The organism is Streptomyces parvus (assembly GCF_014648875.1).
In the GTDB taxonomy this organism is placed as follows: Bacteria; Actinomycetota; Actinomycetes; order Streptomycetales; family Streptomycetaceae; genus Streptomyces; species Streptomyces parvus.
In genome coordinates this window covers 84,020-100,118 of the sequence record NZ_BMRY01000010.1, presented here as the reverse complement: position 1 = coordinate 100,118, position 16,099 = coordinate 84,020, and the positions used below count along the sequence as shown (strand labels likewise).

The following is a 16,099-nucleotide window of genomic DNA, read 5'->3' as shown; positions in this document are numbered from 1 at the left end:
TCACCCTGGCGGCACGCAACCGGCTTGCGCCCTCCGTTTAGGGTCGAGGGATGGAGACCCCTACTGCTCGATGGCGGCGCCTGCTGCCCCGTACACCTGGCCGGTGGGCCGCGGTCGGCGCCGCGCTCGCCGTGCTCGTGGGCGGCGGCACCTGGTCCGCCGTCGCCGACGACGGCTCGCCCGCCGTGCAGCGCGAGGACCGGATCCTGCGCATGGACGGGGTGCCGATCGACACCTCGTACTTCCGTGCCGAGGGTTCCGGTAAGCGGCCCGCCGTGCTCATCGGGCACGGGTTCGGCGGCAGCAAGAACGACGTCCGGGCCCAGGCCGAGAAGCTGGCCGCCGACGGATACGCCGTGCTGACCTGGTCGGCGCGCGGCTTCGGGAAGTCCGGGGGGAAGATCTCCCTCAACGACCCGGACCACGAGGTCAGGGACGTCTCCCGGCTCATCGACTGGCTGGCGACCCGGCCCGAGGTGGAGCTGGACGGCAAGGGCGACCCCCGGGTCGGTCTCACCGGGGCCTCCTACGGCGGGGCCGTCTCCCTGCTCGCCGCCGGGCACGACGAGCGCGTCGACGCCATCGCCCCCGTCATCACCTACTGGAACCTCGCCGACGCCCTCTTCCCCGACGGGGTCTTCAAGAAGCTCTGGGCCGGGATCTTCATCACCACCGGCGGCGGCTGCGAGAAGTTCGAGCAGCGCCTCTGCGAGATGTACGAACGCGTCGCCGTCAGCGGCAAGCCCGACGCGGAGGCGGTCGAACTCCTCACCGAGCGTTCGCCGTCCGCCGTCGCCGACCGCATCAAGGTCCCCTCGCTCCTCCTCCAGGGACAGTCCGACTCCCTCTTCCCGCTCGGCCAGGCCGACGCCATGCAGAAGGCCATCAGCGCCAACGGAGCACCCGTATCGGTGGACTGGATCTCCGGCGGGCACGACGGCGGCGACAACGAGACCGGGCGCGTCGAAGGACGGGTCGGGGACTGGTTCGACCGGTATCTCAAGGAGGACACCGGCACCGCCACCGGGCCCGCCTTCCGCGTCACCCGCACCGGAGGCGTCGACTCCACCGACGGCGCCGCCCTCCTGCGCGGGGCGAGCAGCGACACCTACCCGGGGCTGCGCAGCGGCGGCCGGGACATCGCGCTCGGCGGTGGGACGAAGACCTTCCGCAACCCGGCCGGATCCGTGCCGCCGGCCATCTCCGCCGTGCCCGGCGTCGGCGGCTCACTCGCCCAGCTCTCCTCCCTCGGCGTCGGGCTCTCGCTCGACTTCCCGGGACAGTTCGGCAGGTTCGAGTCCGCCCCGCTGGACAGCTCCGTACGCGTCACCGGCACGCCCACCGTCACGGTGAACGTGAAGGCCGACGGCGACCGGGACGCGGTGCTCTTCGGCAAGGTGTACGACGTGTCGCCGGACGGCAGGCAGCAGGTCCTGCCCCACCAGCTCGTCGCCCCCTACCGGATCACCCCCGACCAGCAGGGCAAGCCCATCGAGCTGGCCCTGCCCGCCGTGGACCACGAGTTCGACGCCGGACACCGGCTGCGCCTCGTGTTCTCCGCGACGGACCTCGGTTACGCCTCCCCGGCCGAGCCGGCCACGTACGACGTGACCCTCGACGGACCGCTGACCGTCCCCACCGCATCCGCCGTGACAACTGCCGCGGCCGCCCTCCCGTGGTGGACCTGGGGCCTCCCGGCCGCCGCGCTCGTCATCGCGGCCGCGCTCCTGATCACCGCCCGGCGGCGGACCGCGACACCCGCCCCGGACCCGGAACTCACCGACGTACCGCTCCAGATCACCGGGCTCTCGAAGAAGTACGCCAAGTCCGTCGACCGGTACGCCGTGCGCGAGCTGTCCTTCCGCGTCGAGAAGGGCCAGGTGCTCGGGCTGCTGGGACCCAACGGCGCGGGCAAGACGACCACGCTGCGCATGCTCATGGGGCTCATCACCCCCGACGAGGGCGAGATCCGCGTCTTCGGGCAGGCCATCCGGCCGGGAGCGCCGGTCCTCTCCCGGGTGGGCGCCTTCGTCGAGGGCGCGGGCTTCCTGCCGCACCTCTCCGGGCGTGCCAACCTCGACCTGTACTGGCAGGCCACCGGCCGCCCCGCCGAGGACGCCCACATCGACGAGGCCCTGGAGATCGCCGGTCTCGGGGACGCGCTCGCCCGTGCCGTACGGACGTACTCCCAGGGCATGCGGCAGCGGCTCGCCATCGCCCAGGCCATGCTCGGCATGCCGGACCTGCTGATCCTCGACGAGCCGACCAACGGGCTCGACCCGCCGCAGATCCGCGAGATGCGGGACGTGATGATCCGGTACGCGGCCGGAGGCCGGACCGTCATCGTCTCCAGCCACCTCCTCTCGGAGGTCGAGCAGTCCTGCACGCACCTGGTCGTCATGGACCGGGGCCGGCTCGTCCAGGCCGGTCCGGTCGCCGAGATCACCGGTTCCGGCGACATGATCCTGGTGACCACGGCCGACGAGGTGTCCGAACCGCTCGCGGAGAAGGTCGCCGCCCTGCCCGGCATCGGCTCCGCCGTCCGCACCGACGACGGGCGCGGGCTCCTCGTCCGCCTGGACGGGGCCACCACCTCGCGGCTCGTCGCCGACCTGGTCCGGCTCGACGTCCCGGTCACCGGCGTCGGACCGCACCGCCGCCTGGAGGACGCCTTCCTCACCCTGATCTCCGGAGGAGCAGCATGAGCGCCCCCGTCCAGCCGCCCGGGGCCCGGGTGGAGACCGCGCACCCGGAGGCCGCGGGCTACCGCGCCGGGCGGACGCTCCCGCTCCGTGTCGAGGCCATGCGGCAGCTGCGCCGCCGCCGCACCCTGCTCATGGGCGGCGTGCTCGCCGCCCTCCCGTTCATCCTGATCATCGCCTTCGCCATCGGCGGCACGCCGGACGGCGAGGACGGCGGCGGGGGGCGGGGTGGCGGCAGCCGGATCAACCTGATGGACGTGGCGACCGAGTCCGCCGCGAACTTCGCGGCGACTTCGCTGTTCGTCTCGGCCGGATTCCTGCTGGTGATCCCGGTGGCCCTGTTCTGCGGGGACACCGTGGCCTCCGAGGCGAGCTGGTCCTCGCTGCGCTATCTGCTCGCCGCGCCGGTGCCGCGCGTCCGGCTCCTCTGGTCCAAGCTCGTCGTCGCGCTGGGCTTCAGCCTCGCCGCGATGGTGCTGCTGCCGGTCGTCGCGCTGGCGGCGGGTACGGCGGCCTACGGGTGGGGGCCCCTGAAACTGCCGACCGGGGGAGCCCTGTCCGCCGGGGACACCGTGCCGCGCCTGGCGATCGTCGTGGCGTTCATCTTCGTCTCCCAACTGGTCACGGCGGGGCTGGCGTTCTGGCTGTCCACCAAGACGGACGCGCCGCTCGGCGCGGTCGGCGGAGCGGTCTTCCTCACCATCGTCGGCAATGTGCTCGACGCGGTGACCGCGCTCGGCTCCTGGCGCGACTTCCTGCCCGCGCACTGGCAGTTCGCCTGGGCCGACGCGCTCCAGCCGCAGTTGGAGTGGGGCGGCATGATCAAGGGCACGGCCGTATCAGTGACCTATGCCCTGATCCTGTTCGCGCTGGCCTTCCGCGGGTTCAGTCGTAAGGACATCGTTTCCTGAACCTGATGTTCCGCCGGTTTCCCGCCCGCTGTTGCCGCATCGAGATGGTTCCGCAACGCTTTCGTCGACTCCGATCGGCGGCCCCGTACGTCACATTCACAGGTGTCGAGGACACCGTGACGACGTGGGGGGTTACGCATGAATCAGCTGGTTCGACGTGGTGGCACGGGGAAGCGGGTCGGGGCGATGGCTCTCCTGCTGGCGGGCGGGATGCTGCTCACCGCGTGCGGCGGCGGAAGCGACGGGGCCACCGCCGACCGGAAAGCCTCGGGGCGCGATGCCCCGGGGGTGTCCGGCGGCGGTCACCCCGCTCCCGACGCGCCGGCGCCCGGTCAGGGCAGCCGGGAGAGCGAGGCGGACCGGGTGCGGGAGGGGCAGGCCGAGCCCGACTACCGTTCCACCTTCGCCCTGGACGTGGACACCGCCAGCTACGGCTACGCGCGCCGCACCCTCGGCGACGGCAGGCTGCCCGCAGCAGAGGACGTACGGCCCGAGGAGTTCGTCAACAGCTTCCGCCAGGGGTACGAACGGCCGAAGGGCAACGGCTTCTCGGTCAACATCGATGGGGCGCGCATCGGCGGCGGTGGTGGGACCGGAGCCTCCGACTGGTCGCTGCTGCGGGTCGGCCTGGCCACGAAGACCGCGCCGCCCACCTCCGAACGGCCGCCCGCCGCGCTCACGTTCGTCGTCGACATCTCGGGGTCCATGGCCGAGACCGGACGCCTGGACCTGGTCCGGAAGTCCCTGACCATCCTCGCCGACGAACTGCGCGACGACGACTCCCTCTCCCTGGTCACCTTCAGCGACGAGGCCGAGACCCGGCTGCCGATGACCCGCGTCAAGGACAACCGGAACCGGATCAAGGACGTGGTGTCGGAGATGCATCCGGCGCAGTCCACCAACGTCGAGGCGGGTATCGAACTCGGCTACGAGGAGTCGGTCGAGGGCCACCGCGAAGGCGCCACCAACCGCGTGGTGCTCCTCTCCGACGCCCTCGCCAACACCGGCGAGACCGAGGCCGAAGGCATCCTGAAGAAGATCGACTCCGCTCGTCGTGAGTACGGCATCACGCTCTTCGGCGTCGGTGTCGGCAGCGACTACGGCGACGCGTTCATGGAGCAGCTCACCAACAAGGGCGACGGCAACACGACGTACGTCGGTGACGAGACGCAGGCCCGCAAGGTCTTCGTCGACCAGCTCCCCGCCCACCTGGAGATCCGGGCCCGCGACGCCAAGGCCCAGGTGGCGTTCGACCGGAAGACCGTGAAGCAGTTCCGGCTGATCGGCTACGAGAACCGCAAGGTCGCCGACGAGGACTTCCGCAACGACAGCGTCGACGGCGGAGAGGTCGGCCCCGGCCACACCGTGACCGCTCTGTACGCCGTACGGCTGCGCGAGGGCGCGTCCGGCACGGTGGCCAGCGCGACGGTGCGCTGGCTCGACCCCAAGACCCGCAAGGCCCAGGAGGAGACCGGAACCGTCACGACCGGGTCGGTCCGCGGGGCCCTCTGGGGCGGCGAGAACGACCGGCTCCAGGTCGCGGCCGTGGCCGCCTACTTCGCCGACCGTCTGCGCGGGGGCGACCTGCCGGGCGCACCCGGCCTCGGCGAACTCGCCTCCCGGGCATCGGGGCTGGCGGAGTCGACGGAGGACAGCGCGGTGGAGAAGCTGGCCACGGCCATCGGCCAGGCGGACCGCCTGAACCGCGGAGCCGGAACGGACGACGCGCCGGACCCGAGCGAGGGCGAGATCGGCTGAGGCGGACGGCCCGCGCGGGCGGGGGGCGGGCGGGGCGGGGGCGGGGCCGACGTGGGGCCGGCGTGGGCCGGGGCTTGCGCGCCAAGACCCGCCCGTGCCAGGCCCGCCCGCACCGACGCCGCCCGCGTCAGGCCCGCCCGCACCGGGTCCGTTCCCGGTGCGGGCGCGTCGGGCCCCACCGGCGCTCGAAAAGGCGTCCTGCGAGCCGTCCCTCCGGGCCATGATGTCCGCCATGACCTCCCTCCTCCTGGTGCTCGCCACGATCGTCACCGGCCTCTACGCGGGCTTCATGCTGACCTTCCTGACCGGGATCATGCCCGGCCTCGCCGACCTGACGGACGAGCAGTTCGCCTCCGCCATGCGCCGGTTCAACGAGAAGGTCCCCGGGCCGGTCTTCCTGGTCCTGTTCCTCGGCGTCGTCGCGCTGCCCGCCGCCGCGTTCTTCACGGGCCTCGGCGAGCACGACGAGGTGGCGGGGCCGGCCGTCCTGGCGGCGCTGATCTGTTCGGTCGCCGGTCACCTGATCACCGTGGCCGGGAACATCCCGCTCAACAACGCCCTCGCCGCCTCCGAGGGCGGCGACGACAGCGCGGCCCGCGCGGCGTTCGAGTCCCGCTGGAACATGCTGCACCGGGTGCGCACGCTGCTCTCGCTGGCGGCGTTCGTGCTGCTGGTCGTCGCACTGTAGGGCCCCGGGTGGAGCATGGGCGGGGCTACCGGGCGCCCCCGCCCCTATCCCCGTCCTCGCCCCCGACCCCCGCCTCGTCCCGCCCCGGATGCCGGGGGCCGAGCAGCACCACGAGCGCGGCCTTCCCCGGCACGGGCGCGTCGACCCGCCGCCAGCCGGTCCGCTCGTACAGGCGCAGGGCCGCCTCGGCCCGCACCGACGTCAGCAGCCAGCAACGGCCGCCCGGGGCGGGCCCCGTCACCGCGTCCAGCAGCGCCGCGCCGAGCCCGCCGCCGTGCGCCTCCGGGGCGACCGCCAACTCGTTCACCTCCAGCGCCCCGCAGAGCCACGCCCGCGTACGCAGGGGGCCGAGAGCCTCGGCGACCTGCCCGTAGCTCCGGTCGGCCGGAAAGACCTCCGGGGTGATCCACGCCGTGGCGAAACCGGTTACCGTCCCTCCGGCCGTCGCCACCGCCGCCGTGAACCCGGGCCGGAGCGCGTCCCGCGCGAGCCGTTCCACGTAGACGTCGGCCTCCGCCGGATCCTCGTTCCAGGGCGGGGCCGCGAAGGCGCTCGCGTACACGTCGCGGATGCCGTCGGCGTACCGGATCACCTCGCCGGCCCGCACCGTTCGTACCTCGCTCGTCATCGCACCGTCCCTCGGAGTTCAGTCGCGGATCACCGGCGGAACACCGGCAGGTCACCGGTGCCGCGGGGAAACCCTAGGGCGCGGCACGGACGCGAACTGCCGTACGCGGCACAACCCTTCGCCGGGTGAGCCCGTCTGAAGGGGTGCGAGTGGCCACTCGACTTCCTTCCGATCCCGTGTCAGCCAAGTACGCCACGGCGACGGGCGGACAGCGCTTTCCCGCTGACTGTCCGCCCGTCACCGTCGCAGCGAACGTTCCAGCAGAAGGAGTCCCTGTGACATCCCGAGCACTCGGTACCGGTGTGGTCCTGGCCCTCACCCTCGCCACCGCAGTCATCGCCCTGCCCGCCACCGCCCAGGCCGCCCCGGCCCCGGCGCCCGACCCGCACGGGCCCCGCGCCGACTTCAACGGCGACGGCTACCCGGACCTGGCGTTCGCCGCGCCCGGGGCGACCGTCAAGGGGTTCAAGGGCGCCGGCTACGTCGGTGTGGCCTACGGCTCCCGCAACGGGGTCGAGGACTCCGCGAAGAGGGTGTTCACCCAGGCCTCGGCGGGAGTCCCCGGCACGCCCGAGGCGGGCGACGCCTTCGGCACCACCGTCACCTCCGCCGACCTCGACCGGGACGGCTACGCGGACCTGATCGTCGGATCGCCCGGCGAGAAGATCGGCGAGGGGGGCGTCGCGGGCGGCGGCGCCACCGTCCTGTGGGGCGGGCCCGGCGGCCTGGCCGGCGGGGCGGTCCTGCTGTCCGGCGAGGAGTACGACGGCCTCGGGCGCGGCCTGACCGTCGGCGACTTCAACGGCGACGGCGCACCCGACCTCGTCGTCCGGGGCGGCGCCACCCTGCGTACGCTCACCGGGCCGTTCACCCGGGACGGCGCGGCGGCCGCCACGGGCGAGATCCCGAACCTCGACGACAAGCGCTACCTCGATCTGGCGGCGGGCGACGTCAACGGCGACGGGCGCGACGACCTCGCCGTCCTCGTCAACGACGGCGACGAGTTCGACGCCCGCCGCATCCACATCGGCCTCGGGACCCCGGCCGGGCTCGGCCCGGAGCTCACCAGCGTCAAGGGGAAGGACGGCTACTCCCTGGAGGGCGGCGAACACCTCGCCGTCGGCAACGTGAACAACGACAAGTACGCCGACCTCGCCGTCGGGCGCGCCATCGACGGGTACGACAGCGATCTGGACCTGCCGCTCGCCAAGGGCGGCATGCTCACCTACGTACCGGGCAGCGCGACCGGACCACAGGGGACCCAGGCCGTCGTCCTCAACCAGGACTCGCGCGGCGTCCCCGGCGCCGCCGAACACGGCGACAACTTCGGTGCGTCCGTGGCCATCGGGGACACGAACGGCGACGGCTACGGCGAGATCGCGGTGGGCGTTCCCGGCGAGGACCAGGGCACGGTCGCGAACGCGGGCGGCACGGTCGTCCTCCCCGGCACTGCCACCGGCCCCACGGGCCAGGGCGGTTACGGCTTCAACCAGGGCACCCCGGATGTCGTGGGGGCCGTGGAGAAGGACGACCGGTTCGGCGGGGCGGTGTCCCTGCGCGACCTGAACGGCGACGGCCGCACCGAGCTCGCCGTGGGCGCGCCGGGCGAGAACGCGGGCGAGGGCTCCCTGTGGGTGTTCCCGGCCACCGCCTCCGGCCTGGCGGCCAAGGGCTCGTTCAGCTTCGGGCACGGGACGCTCGGCACGGTCGCCACGAAGGCGGGCCTGGGCAGCAGTTTCAACCGCTGACCTCGAACGGCGGCCCGGCTCGCGCTCCGCGGGGGATTCCGGAGGGCGCGAGCCGGGCCGCCCTCCCGGGTGTCACACGTTGGGCACCTTGAGCCGGTCCCAACTGCTCTTCCCGGGAATGCCGTCCGCGTCCCCGCCCGTGTAGCCCAGCTTGCGCTGCCAGGCGGCGTACGACTTCCGGTCGGCCTCGGACCAGGCGGGACCCGGACCCACCGTGTACCGCCCACAGCCCTCGGCCACCAGCCGCTTGCCCATCGCCGTGACGATCGCGCTGTTCCGGCCGACCTTGAAGAACGCGGCCCCCGGGAACGGCTCGTACGTCGGCTTCGGCGGCGGCTTGGAGGGCCCGTCCGGGGCGCCGCCCAGCCGCTTGCCGATCCGCGTACGCATCGAGTTCATCGTGAAGCCGCGCGGGTCGACCTTGCCCGGCTGCCACTCCAGGTGCCCGATCACGGAGCGCTGCGACCAGCCGTGCGCGCGGCAGACGGCGGCGGCGGCCCGCTCGATCGCCAGCAACTGGGCCGCCGGCCAGGGGTCCTTCCCGTCGCCGAGGTTGACGCACTCGAAGCCGTAGAAATGCCGGTTGCCGTCGGTGTTGGCCTCGTTGTCCGGGGGCAGCGCCTTCTCCGCGATGACGGCGCGCAGGACGTCGTCGTCGCCGAGCCCGGCGTGGTTCGCCCGTCCGTTCCCCACGAGGTGGACGGTCCCGTCCTTGGCGATGACACCGTGGCAGAGCGGTCCCGGCAGGGCGGAGTGGCCGTTGTAGCAGAGCTCGACGGAGGACGCGGTGCCCGAGGTGACGGTGTGATGGATCATCACCCCGTGCGTCGGACCCCAGGGACCCTTGTGGTTCCGGTTGTTGGTACGCCAGCTCCGGTGCTCGACGACGTGGAGGCCTTCGTCGCGGAGGGCTTTGAGCAGCTTGTCGGCGGACAGCGGCGTCGCCATACGGCGCTCCTTTCCCTGATCGTGCGTTGTTCACGCAGGCGCTTCGGTGTGCGGGCGGCGGGACCGGGGTGGACGGACGGCGGCAGGGAGCCGCGGATGCCCGCCGGGTGACGGGTGGGGCGGGGGGCCGGTCCCGCGGGGAGGGGATTCCGAGCCTTTCGGAGCCCACCTGATCGATTTGCCCGCTCCCACGCCCTCACGAACGTCCCGCCGGGCGGAAGGTTTCACCGCGCCCCGAACTCCCGTCCGGGTATGTCCGAACTCCTGCCCGAAGGTCGCGGGCATCGGGCGCATCGCCCTACTCCCGCTGTCGTATGCGGCCGGACGCCGTGCCTCCTACCGTGAGGGGGTGATGACCTTGGACCGCCTGGCCGCCCGGGTGCGGGCGCTGCCGCCGATCGTCGCGGATCTGCTGGTGGTGGCGGTGGTGGGGGCGTTCACCACCGCCGACGCGGCCGTCAACGAGCCCGGCTACCGGCAGGCCGACGCGCTGACCTGGGCCCTGCTCGTGGTCTCGCTGACGGCGCTCGCCTTCCGCCGCCGTTGGCCCGTCCCGGTGGTCTGCGTGACCGGGGCGGCCTGCGCCGGGTGGGCGCTGCACGGGCACATCGGCGAGCTGCTGAACCTCCCGGTGATCGTGGCGCTGTACACGGTCGCGGTGCTGGGGCACCGCCGGCGCACCCTGTGGACCGGGGCGATCGCCGCGACGGTCTCCGGCCTGGTGGCGCTGAAGGTCGGCCGGGATGTCGTCAACCCGCAGGGGCTCCCTGTCCTGGAGATGGTCTGGCCGCTCGTCCCGCTGCTCCTGGGCGAGGTCGTGCGGACCCGCCGGGAGCTGCTCGCGGAGTACGCGGCACGCGCGGCCCGGGCCGAGGAGGACCGCGAACGGGAGGCCTCCCGCCGGGTCCGCCAGGAGCGGGTGCGGGTCGCCCGGGAGATCCACGACATCCTCGCCCACACGGTGAGCGCGATGACCGTGCAGGCCGGAGTGGCGCTCGACGCGCTGGACGCCGCGCCGGAGGTGTCGCGGCAGGCGATGACCCAGGTGCGCGCCTCGGGCAAGGAGGCCGTACGGGAACTGCGCGCCACGCTGTCCGTGCTGCGCGCGGCGGAGTCCACGGCCCCGGCACCCCGCCTCGACCAGCTGGACGAACTGGTCGCGGGGGTCGAGGCGGGCGGCGTACGGGTCAGCCTGCGGCGGGACACCGGGGACGCCGCGCTTCCGGCGGTCGTGGAGGCCACGGCGTACCGGATCGTGCAGGAGGCGCTGACCAACGTGGTGAAGCACTCGGCGGCGCGGCACGCCGCCGTGTCGGTGACCTGCGACGACGGCCGGCTGACCGTCGAGGTGGTCGACGAGGGCCCACCGGCGGGGCAGCCCGCGGCCCCGGACTCCGAGCGGGGTTTCGGCCTGATCGGCATGCGGGAGCGGGCGGCAGCGGTGGGCGGCGACGTCCGTCACGGCCCGGTGCCGGGCGGCGGATTCCGCGTCCGCGCCGAACTGCCGGCGGAAGCCGAACCACCGACGGAAGGAGCGTCCAGATGACCGACGGAGGAGCGTCCCCATGACCGACGGAGGAAGCGGCCCGATGACCGACGGAAGGAGCGGGCCATGACCGTCCGTGTGGTCCTCGCCGACGACCAGACCGTCGTACGGGCCGGATTCCGCGCCCTCCTCGACCTCACCGACGACCTGGTCGTCGTCGCGGAGGCGGCCGACGGCGCCCGGGCCGTCGAGGCGGTCCGGACGACCCGCCCCGACGTCGTCCTGATGGACATCCGGATGCCCGGCGTCGACGGCCTGGAGGCCACCCGCCGGATCGCCGAGGACCGCTCGCTCGACCAGGTCCGGGTGGTCATGCTCACCACGTACCAGGTCGACGCGTACGTCTTCGAGGCCCTGCGCCACGGCGCCGCGGGCTTTCTGCTGAAGGACATCGAACCGGACGACCTGCGCTCCGCGATCCGCACGGTCGCGGCGGGCCGGAGCCTGCTCGCCCCCGCCGTCACCCGCCGGGTGATCGAGGAGTTCGCCCGGCTGAAGGCCCCCGAGGCGGCGGGCGCCGAACGGCTCGCCGTGCTGACCGGCCGGGAGCGCGAGGTGATGGCGCTCGTCGCCGCCGGACTGTCCAACGAGGAGATCGGCAGGGCGCTGATCATGAGCCCGCTGACCGCGAAGACCCATGTCAGCCGGACCATGACGAAGCTGGGCGCCCGCGACCGGGCGCAGCTGGTCGTGATGGCGTACGAAACGGGCCTGGTGAGAGCAGGCGAAGGCTGAAGCGGTCCCTACTCCGGCGGGAGTAGGGACCGGCTCCCGCCGGAGGATTCGCGATCGGGGGCCCGCTCGTAGCGTCGGCCGCATGATCGAAGCAACGGAACTCACCAAACGCTACGGCGACCGGACCGCCGTGGACCGGCTGTCGTTCACCGTCCGGCCCGGCCGGGTGACCGGCTTCCTCGGCCCGAACGGCGCCGGCAAATCGACCACCATGCGCCTGATCCTCGGCCTGGACTCCGCGAGCGCGGGACGAGTCACCGTGGGCGGCAAGGCCTACGCGGACCTGCCCGTCCCGCTGCGGGCGGTCGGCTCGCTGCTGGACGCCAAGGGCGTCCACGGCGGCCGCTCCGCCTACCACCACCTGGCCGGACTCGCTGCGAGCAACGGCATCCCGCGCCGCCGCGTCGGGGAGGTCCTCGACCTGGTCGGGCTGCCCGAGGAGACGGCCCGCCGGCGCACCAAGGGCTTCTCGCTCGGCATGGGCCAGCGGCTCGGGATCGCGGCGGCGCTGATCGGCGACCCGGAGGTGCTGATCCTCGACGAACCGGTCAACGGCCTCGACACCGAGGGCATCCGCTGGATCCGGGGACTGATGCGGTCGCTGGCGGCAGAGGGCCGCACGGTCTTCCTCTCCAGCCACCTCATGAGCGAGATGGAGCTGACGGCCGACCACATCGTCGTGATCGGACAGGGCCGGCTCCTCGCGGACACGGCCATGCGCGACTTCATCGAGACCAACTCCCGCGCGCACACGCTCGTACGGTCCCCCGAACCGGAGAAGCTCCGGGCCCTGCTGGAGACCGCTGGAGCGCAGGTCCGCCTGGAGCCCACGGGCGGCTGGCGGGTCGAAGGACCGGACGCCGCCGCCATCGGCGACCTGGCCCGCGACCACGGGGTCGCCGTCCACGAACTCACCCCCGCGCACTCCTCCTTGGAGGAGGTCTACACGGCGCTCTCGCAGTCCTCGGCGGAGTACCGCGCCGATGACCGGTCCACCGATGACCGCCCCGCCGCACCCAGCCGGAAGGAGACAGTCCGATGACGACGACAGCCGCTCCCGGGGCCCAGGCCCTGGCCTACGAGTGGATCAAGTTCCGCAGCGTGCGCTCCACGGTGTGGACGACGGTGGCGACCGCTGTACTCCCCGTCCTGGGCGCGGTGTTCGTCGCCACGACCGGAAGCCTCCAGTCCGACGACACGGTCCTGGGCGGCAGCCTCACGCTCTCCGTCGTCGCCCAGATGCTGGCGGCGGTGGTGGGCGCGCTGGTGGTGACGGGGGAGTACAGCAGCGGCACCGTCCGGACGACGTTCGCGGCCCGCCCCCGCCGCGCCACGGTCCTCGCCGCCAAGGCAGCGCTGGTGGCGGGCGTGATGTACGTCCTCGCCCTGGCCTCCTGCACGCTCGCCTACCTCGTCGGGGACGCCCTGCTGCCCGAGGGCCGGTACGCCCAGGGCGAGCCGCTGCCCGCCCTGTTCGGGATCGCCGCGTCCTTCGCGGTCGCCGCCGTGCTGGGCCTCGCCGTCGGCACCCTCGTACGCCACTCCGCCGGGGCGGTCACCACGGTGATCGGCCTGCTGCTCCTGCCGTCCCTGTTCGGCCCCCTGTTCGGCGACGCGGAACGCTGGATCGCCGGCCTCTCGCCGACGGCCGCCCTGGAGAAGCTCACCCAGACCTCGGACGCCGCCGCCGACGCGGTGGGCAGCCTCGGCCCCTGGCCCTCCCTGCTCCTGGTGGCCGCGTACACGACGGTGCTGATGCTCGGGGCGCTGGTGCTGCTCCGGAGGCGGGATGTGTAGAGGGGCCGGGGCCCGGTCGCTTACGCCGCCATGACGCCGCGCCCGTTAACGTCCCCCTGACCGACGAAAGGCCCTCCTGCGCGGAGGGCCTCACGGTCGTGCGGTCGGTGCGCCCCCGGCAGGACTCGAACCTGCGGCCAAGCGCTTAGAAGGCACCCATTGCATATAGCTCAGACCCCGTTTGACCTGCAACTTAGCCCTTAGCTGACAGGTGATCAGGCGTTTTGTGGGACGCATGTGGGATTCGACCGTACGGGGGACCGGTGGGTCAACGACGGCGGCTACGGGGTTCTGCGCGAGTACATGACCGACGCGGTCGGCGTCACCACCCACACCGAGCTCGCCCGCCCCTACTTCACCGCTCTCGCCGAGTCTTTCGGTATCCCGGCCACACTGTCGTCCCCCGCTACCCCCAGGCTGACCCCGCGTAGTCCCTCGCCACCCCGGCTCCTCCGTCGTCGTCCTCCCAGCTGCCCTGAAGCTCTTCGCCCCGACCCGCCTCTGAGCGCACCTGGACCAAGATCCCCCAAACCCTCCCGCTGGGCCGTCCCGGACGGTATGTTCCGGTCCGCGGGGGCGGCACCGCAGGCCAGGTGCCACCCGCCGGGCCGATGTCAGAGGCCACGACTAGGCTGAATGCGGAGAGGAGGACGGTGTGCTGCTGAGATTCCGCGTGGCGAACGTGCGGTCCCTGCGTGACGAGCAAGAACTGTCCTTCATCGCGCCCGAGGGCGAGAGCGGGGGCGACGGGTCGGCGAACCCGGTGGAGCTGGCGGGCGGCGGAACCGTGGCAGTCTTCCCGCTCCTCGCCGTCTTCGGAGCGAACGCTTCCGGCAAGTCGAACGTGCTCAGCGCCCTCGGCGACATGCGGCACGCGGTGCTCAACTCCTACGCTCGCTGGGCATCCTACGAGGGCGTCCCCCGCCACGTCTTCGCGCTGAACCCGAAGAGCGAGGATGAACCGTCCTTCTTCGAGGTTGACATCGTCATCGACTCCATCCGCTGGACGTACGGCTTCGAGCTCGGCGCCGACCGGGTCGAGTCCGAGTGGCTGCACAGCTACCCGCGCGGCCGCCGCCAGGAGTGGCTGGACCGCGACGCGTCCCGGACCGAGGTCTACAGGTGGCCGGGCGGCCGAGTCCGCGACCGATCCCAACTCGTGCGCCGCACCCGGCCGAACGCCCTGCTGCTCTCCACGGCCGGCACGGACAACCATCCGCAGCTCTCCCCGCTTTTCCACTGGTTCCGGCGCAATCTGTGGTCGATCGACCCGGAGGCCGAACGCCCTCAGCGCGAGGCGTTCACCACCCGGGAGCTCGCCGGGGACCGCGCCCAGCGGATCCGGGAACTGCTCAGGGTCGCGGATCTCGGCATCACAGGGGCCTCTGTCGTGCAGGAGGACCCGGGGAAGAGCTCGGTGAAACTGACCCACCGGTCGGCGGGCGGGGACGTAGCCTTCGACTGGTCGGAGGAGTCCTACGGCACCCGCTCCTGGTTCGCCCTTCTGGGCCCGCTGCTGCTGGCCCTTGACGAGGGCGCGGTGCTGCTCATCGACGAGCTCGACGCCAGCCTGCACTCCCGGTTCGCTGCCGAGGTTGTGCGGCTCTTCCACGACCCCCTCGCGAATCCCAGGGGTGCGCAGCTCGTCTTTACCTCCCACGACGCGACGATGCTGACCACCCCCAGCGGGGGGCGGCTGCTGGAGCCCGGGCAGGTGTGGCTGACGCAGAAGGACAAGGACGGGGCGACCGAGCTCTACCCGCTGACGGACGCGGAACCGGGCGAGGCGGAGGACCTCACCCAGTCCTACCTCGCGGGAGCATTCGGCGGCGTTCCGTCCCTGCTCGAGGGGCAGATCGCGCGGCGGTTGGCGACGGCGCGGGAGACCGGGGCGTACGAAGGGGCGGGACAGAGCTGATGGCGAGGCCGCAGCGGGGAAACGACGCGTTGGGACGGTCCTCGAGGGGGGCGGGACAGCGGAGACGGGTGGTCTTCGTCTTCACCGAGGGCGAGGTGACCGAGCCCTCGTACCTCGACATCATCACCGAGGTGGGGGTACTGAAGAACCCTGCCGCCAAGGTCGAGCTGCGCATCGCCAACCGAAAGAAGAAGAGCGACCGCAAGCCGATCGACCTCGTCGAGATGGCGGCGGACTTCCTGCGCGAGAAGATCCGCGAAGCCAAGCGCGCGAAGCTGAAGGGCGCCGCCGCCCAGCCGCAGGTCTGGTGTCTCTTCGACCACGACAACCACCCGCGTGTCCCCGAGGCGATGAAACTGGCCAAGGAGGCCGGTGTCCATGTCGCCTTCTCGCATCCGTGCTTCGAGGTGTGGCGGCTTGCCCACTACAAAGCGGTCACCGGTTCGTTCGAGGGGGTGTGCGATCTCGCGGCCGACCGGCTGCCCTTCCAGCGTGGCAGTGAGGACGCTGCCAATCCGAAGCTCGTCCTTCCCGGCCAGGTCCTCGGCAGGTTTACACAGGCCCGGGACAACGCCCGACGCATGAACGACCAGCACGGTGACCATGTGCCCAGGTTCGACCGCGACCCGTACACGGACATGCATACCTTCGTCGAGGACGCACTCGGCATCGTCTCCTACTGACGTCCCCTGCAGACCGGCCGCCGCTGATTTCGGGATG

13 protein-coding genes are annotated in these 16,099 nt (G+C 72.5%); 11 read left to right on the top strand and 2 right to left on the bottom strand.

Annotation, left to right across the window (positions count from 1 at the left end; genetic code table 11):
* Window positions 1-50 precede the first annotated feature (50 nt).
* From IE140_RS27305 to IE140_RS27290, 4 genes are all read left to right on the top strand, one after another.
* On the top strand, window positions 51-2,705 hold the full coding sequence (locus IE140_RS27305; protein ID WP_189460791.1) for an alpha/beta fold hydrolase: 2,655 nt from the start codon (window positions 51-53) through the stop codon (window positions 2,703-2,705).
* A complete protein-coding gene (locus IE140_RS27300) occupies window positions 2,702-3,613 on the top strand; it encodes an ABC transporter permease (RefSeq protein WP_189460789.1) in 912 nt (303 codons plus the stop codon). The genes IE140_RS27305 and IE140_RS27300 overlap by 4 nt, the downstream gene beginning before the upstream one ends.
* Window positions 3,614-3,799: 186 nt before the next feature.
* Window positions 3,800-5,371 (top strand): vWA domain-containing protein, encoded by a 1,572-nt coding sequence (locus IE140_RS27295; RefSeq protein ID WP_150197841.1) that lies wholly within the window; start codon window positions 3,800-3,802, stop codon window positions 5,369-5,371.
* A gap of 232 nt (window positions 5,372-5,603) precedes the next feature.
* The gene (locus IE140_RS27290; protein WP_229826916.1) at window positions 5,604-6,059 is read left to right on the top strand and encodes an anthrone oxygenase family protein; all 456 of its coding nucleotides are present in this window, start codon (window positions 5,604-5,606) and stop codon (window positions 6,057-6,059) included.
* Between the two features lie 25 nt (window positions 6,060-6,084).
* Here the strand turns inward: IE140_RS27290 and IE140_RS27285 are convergent, their stop codons facing one another.
* Window positions 6,085-6,687 (bottom strand): GNAT family N-acetyltransferase, encoded by a 603-nt coding sequence (locus IE140_RS27285; protein WP_189460786.1) that lies wholly within the window; start codon window positions 6,685-6,687, stop codon window positions 6,085-6,087.
* Between the two features lie 275 nt (window positions 6,688-6,962).
* On the opposite strand from IE140_RS27285, the gene IE140_RS27280 reads away from it, so the two are divergent.
* The gene (locus IE140_RS27280; RefSeq protein WP_150195561.1) at window positions 6,963-8,435 is read left to right on the top strand and encodes an FG-GAP and VCBS repeat-containing protein; all 1,473 of its coding nucleotides are present in this window, start codon (window positions 6,963-6,965) and stop codon (window positions 8,433-8,435) included.
* 72 nt (window positions 8,436-8,507) lie between these two features.
* On the opposite strand, the gene IE140_RS27275 is transcribed toward IE140_RS27280, so the two are convergent.
* Window positions 8,508-9,383, bottom strand: coding sequence for a peptidoglycan-binding protein (locus tag IE140_RS27275; RefSeq protein ID WP_010070770.1), 876 nt, complete (start codon window positions 9,381-9,383; stop codon window positions 8,508-8,510).
* Window positions 9,384-9,735: 352 nt separating this feature from the next.
* On the opposite strand from IE140_RS27275, the gene IE140_RS27270 reads away from it, so the two are divergent.
* From IE140_RS27270 to IE140_RS27245, 6 genes are all read left to right on the top strand, one after another.
* The gene (locus IE140_RS27270; protein ID WP_150197680.1) at window positions 9,736-10,929 is read left to right on the top strand and encodes a sensor histidine kinase; all 1,194 of its coding nucleotides are present in this window, start codon (window positions 9,736-9,738) and stop codon (window positions 10,927-10,929) included.
* 66 nt (window positions 10,930-10,995) lie between these two features.
* Window positions 10,996-11,664 (top strand): response regulator, encoded by a 669-nt coding sequence (locus IE140_RS27265; RefSeq protein WP_093439373.1) that lies wholly within the window; start codon window positions 10,996-10,998, stop codon window positions 11,662-11,664.
* Window positions 11,665-11,746: 82 nt separating this feature from the next.
* Window positions 11,747-12,706 (top strand): ABC transporter ATP-binding protein, encoded by a 960-nt coding sequence (locus IE140_RS27260; protein WP_109178556.1) that lies wholly within the window; start codon window positions 11,747-11,749, stop codon window positions 12,704-12,706.
* Entirely contained in the window at window positions 12,703-13,461 is a 759-nt protein-coding gene (locus IE140_RS27255; RefSeq protein WP_150197679.1) for an ABC transporter permease subunit, read from the top strand. Before IE140_RS27260 ends, IE140_RS27255 begins: the two co-directional genes overlap by 4 nt.
* A gap of 655 nt (window positions 13,462-14,116) precedes the next feature.
* Window positions 14,117-15,379: an AAA family ATPase gene (locus IE140_RS27250; RefSeq protein ID WP_150197678.1), complete on the top strand. Its 1,263-nt coding sequence runs from the start codon at window positions 14,117-14,119 to the stop codon at window positions 15,377-15,379.
* A 68-nt stretch (window positions 15,380-15,447) separates the two neighbouring features.
* On the top strand, window positions 15,448-16,062 hold the full coding sequence (locus tag IE140_RS27245; RefSeq protein ID WP_229826915.1) for an RloB family protein: 615 nt from the start codon (window positions 15,448-15,450) through the stop codon (window positions 16,060-16,062).
* The last annotated feature ends 37 nt before the right edge of the window (window positions 16,063-16,099 follow it).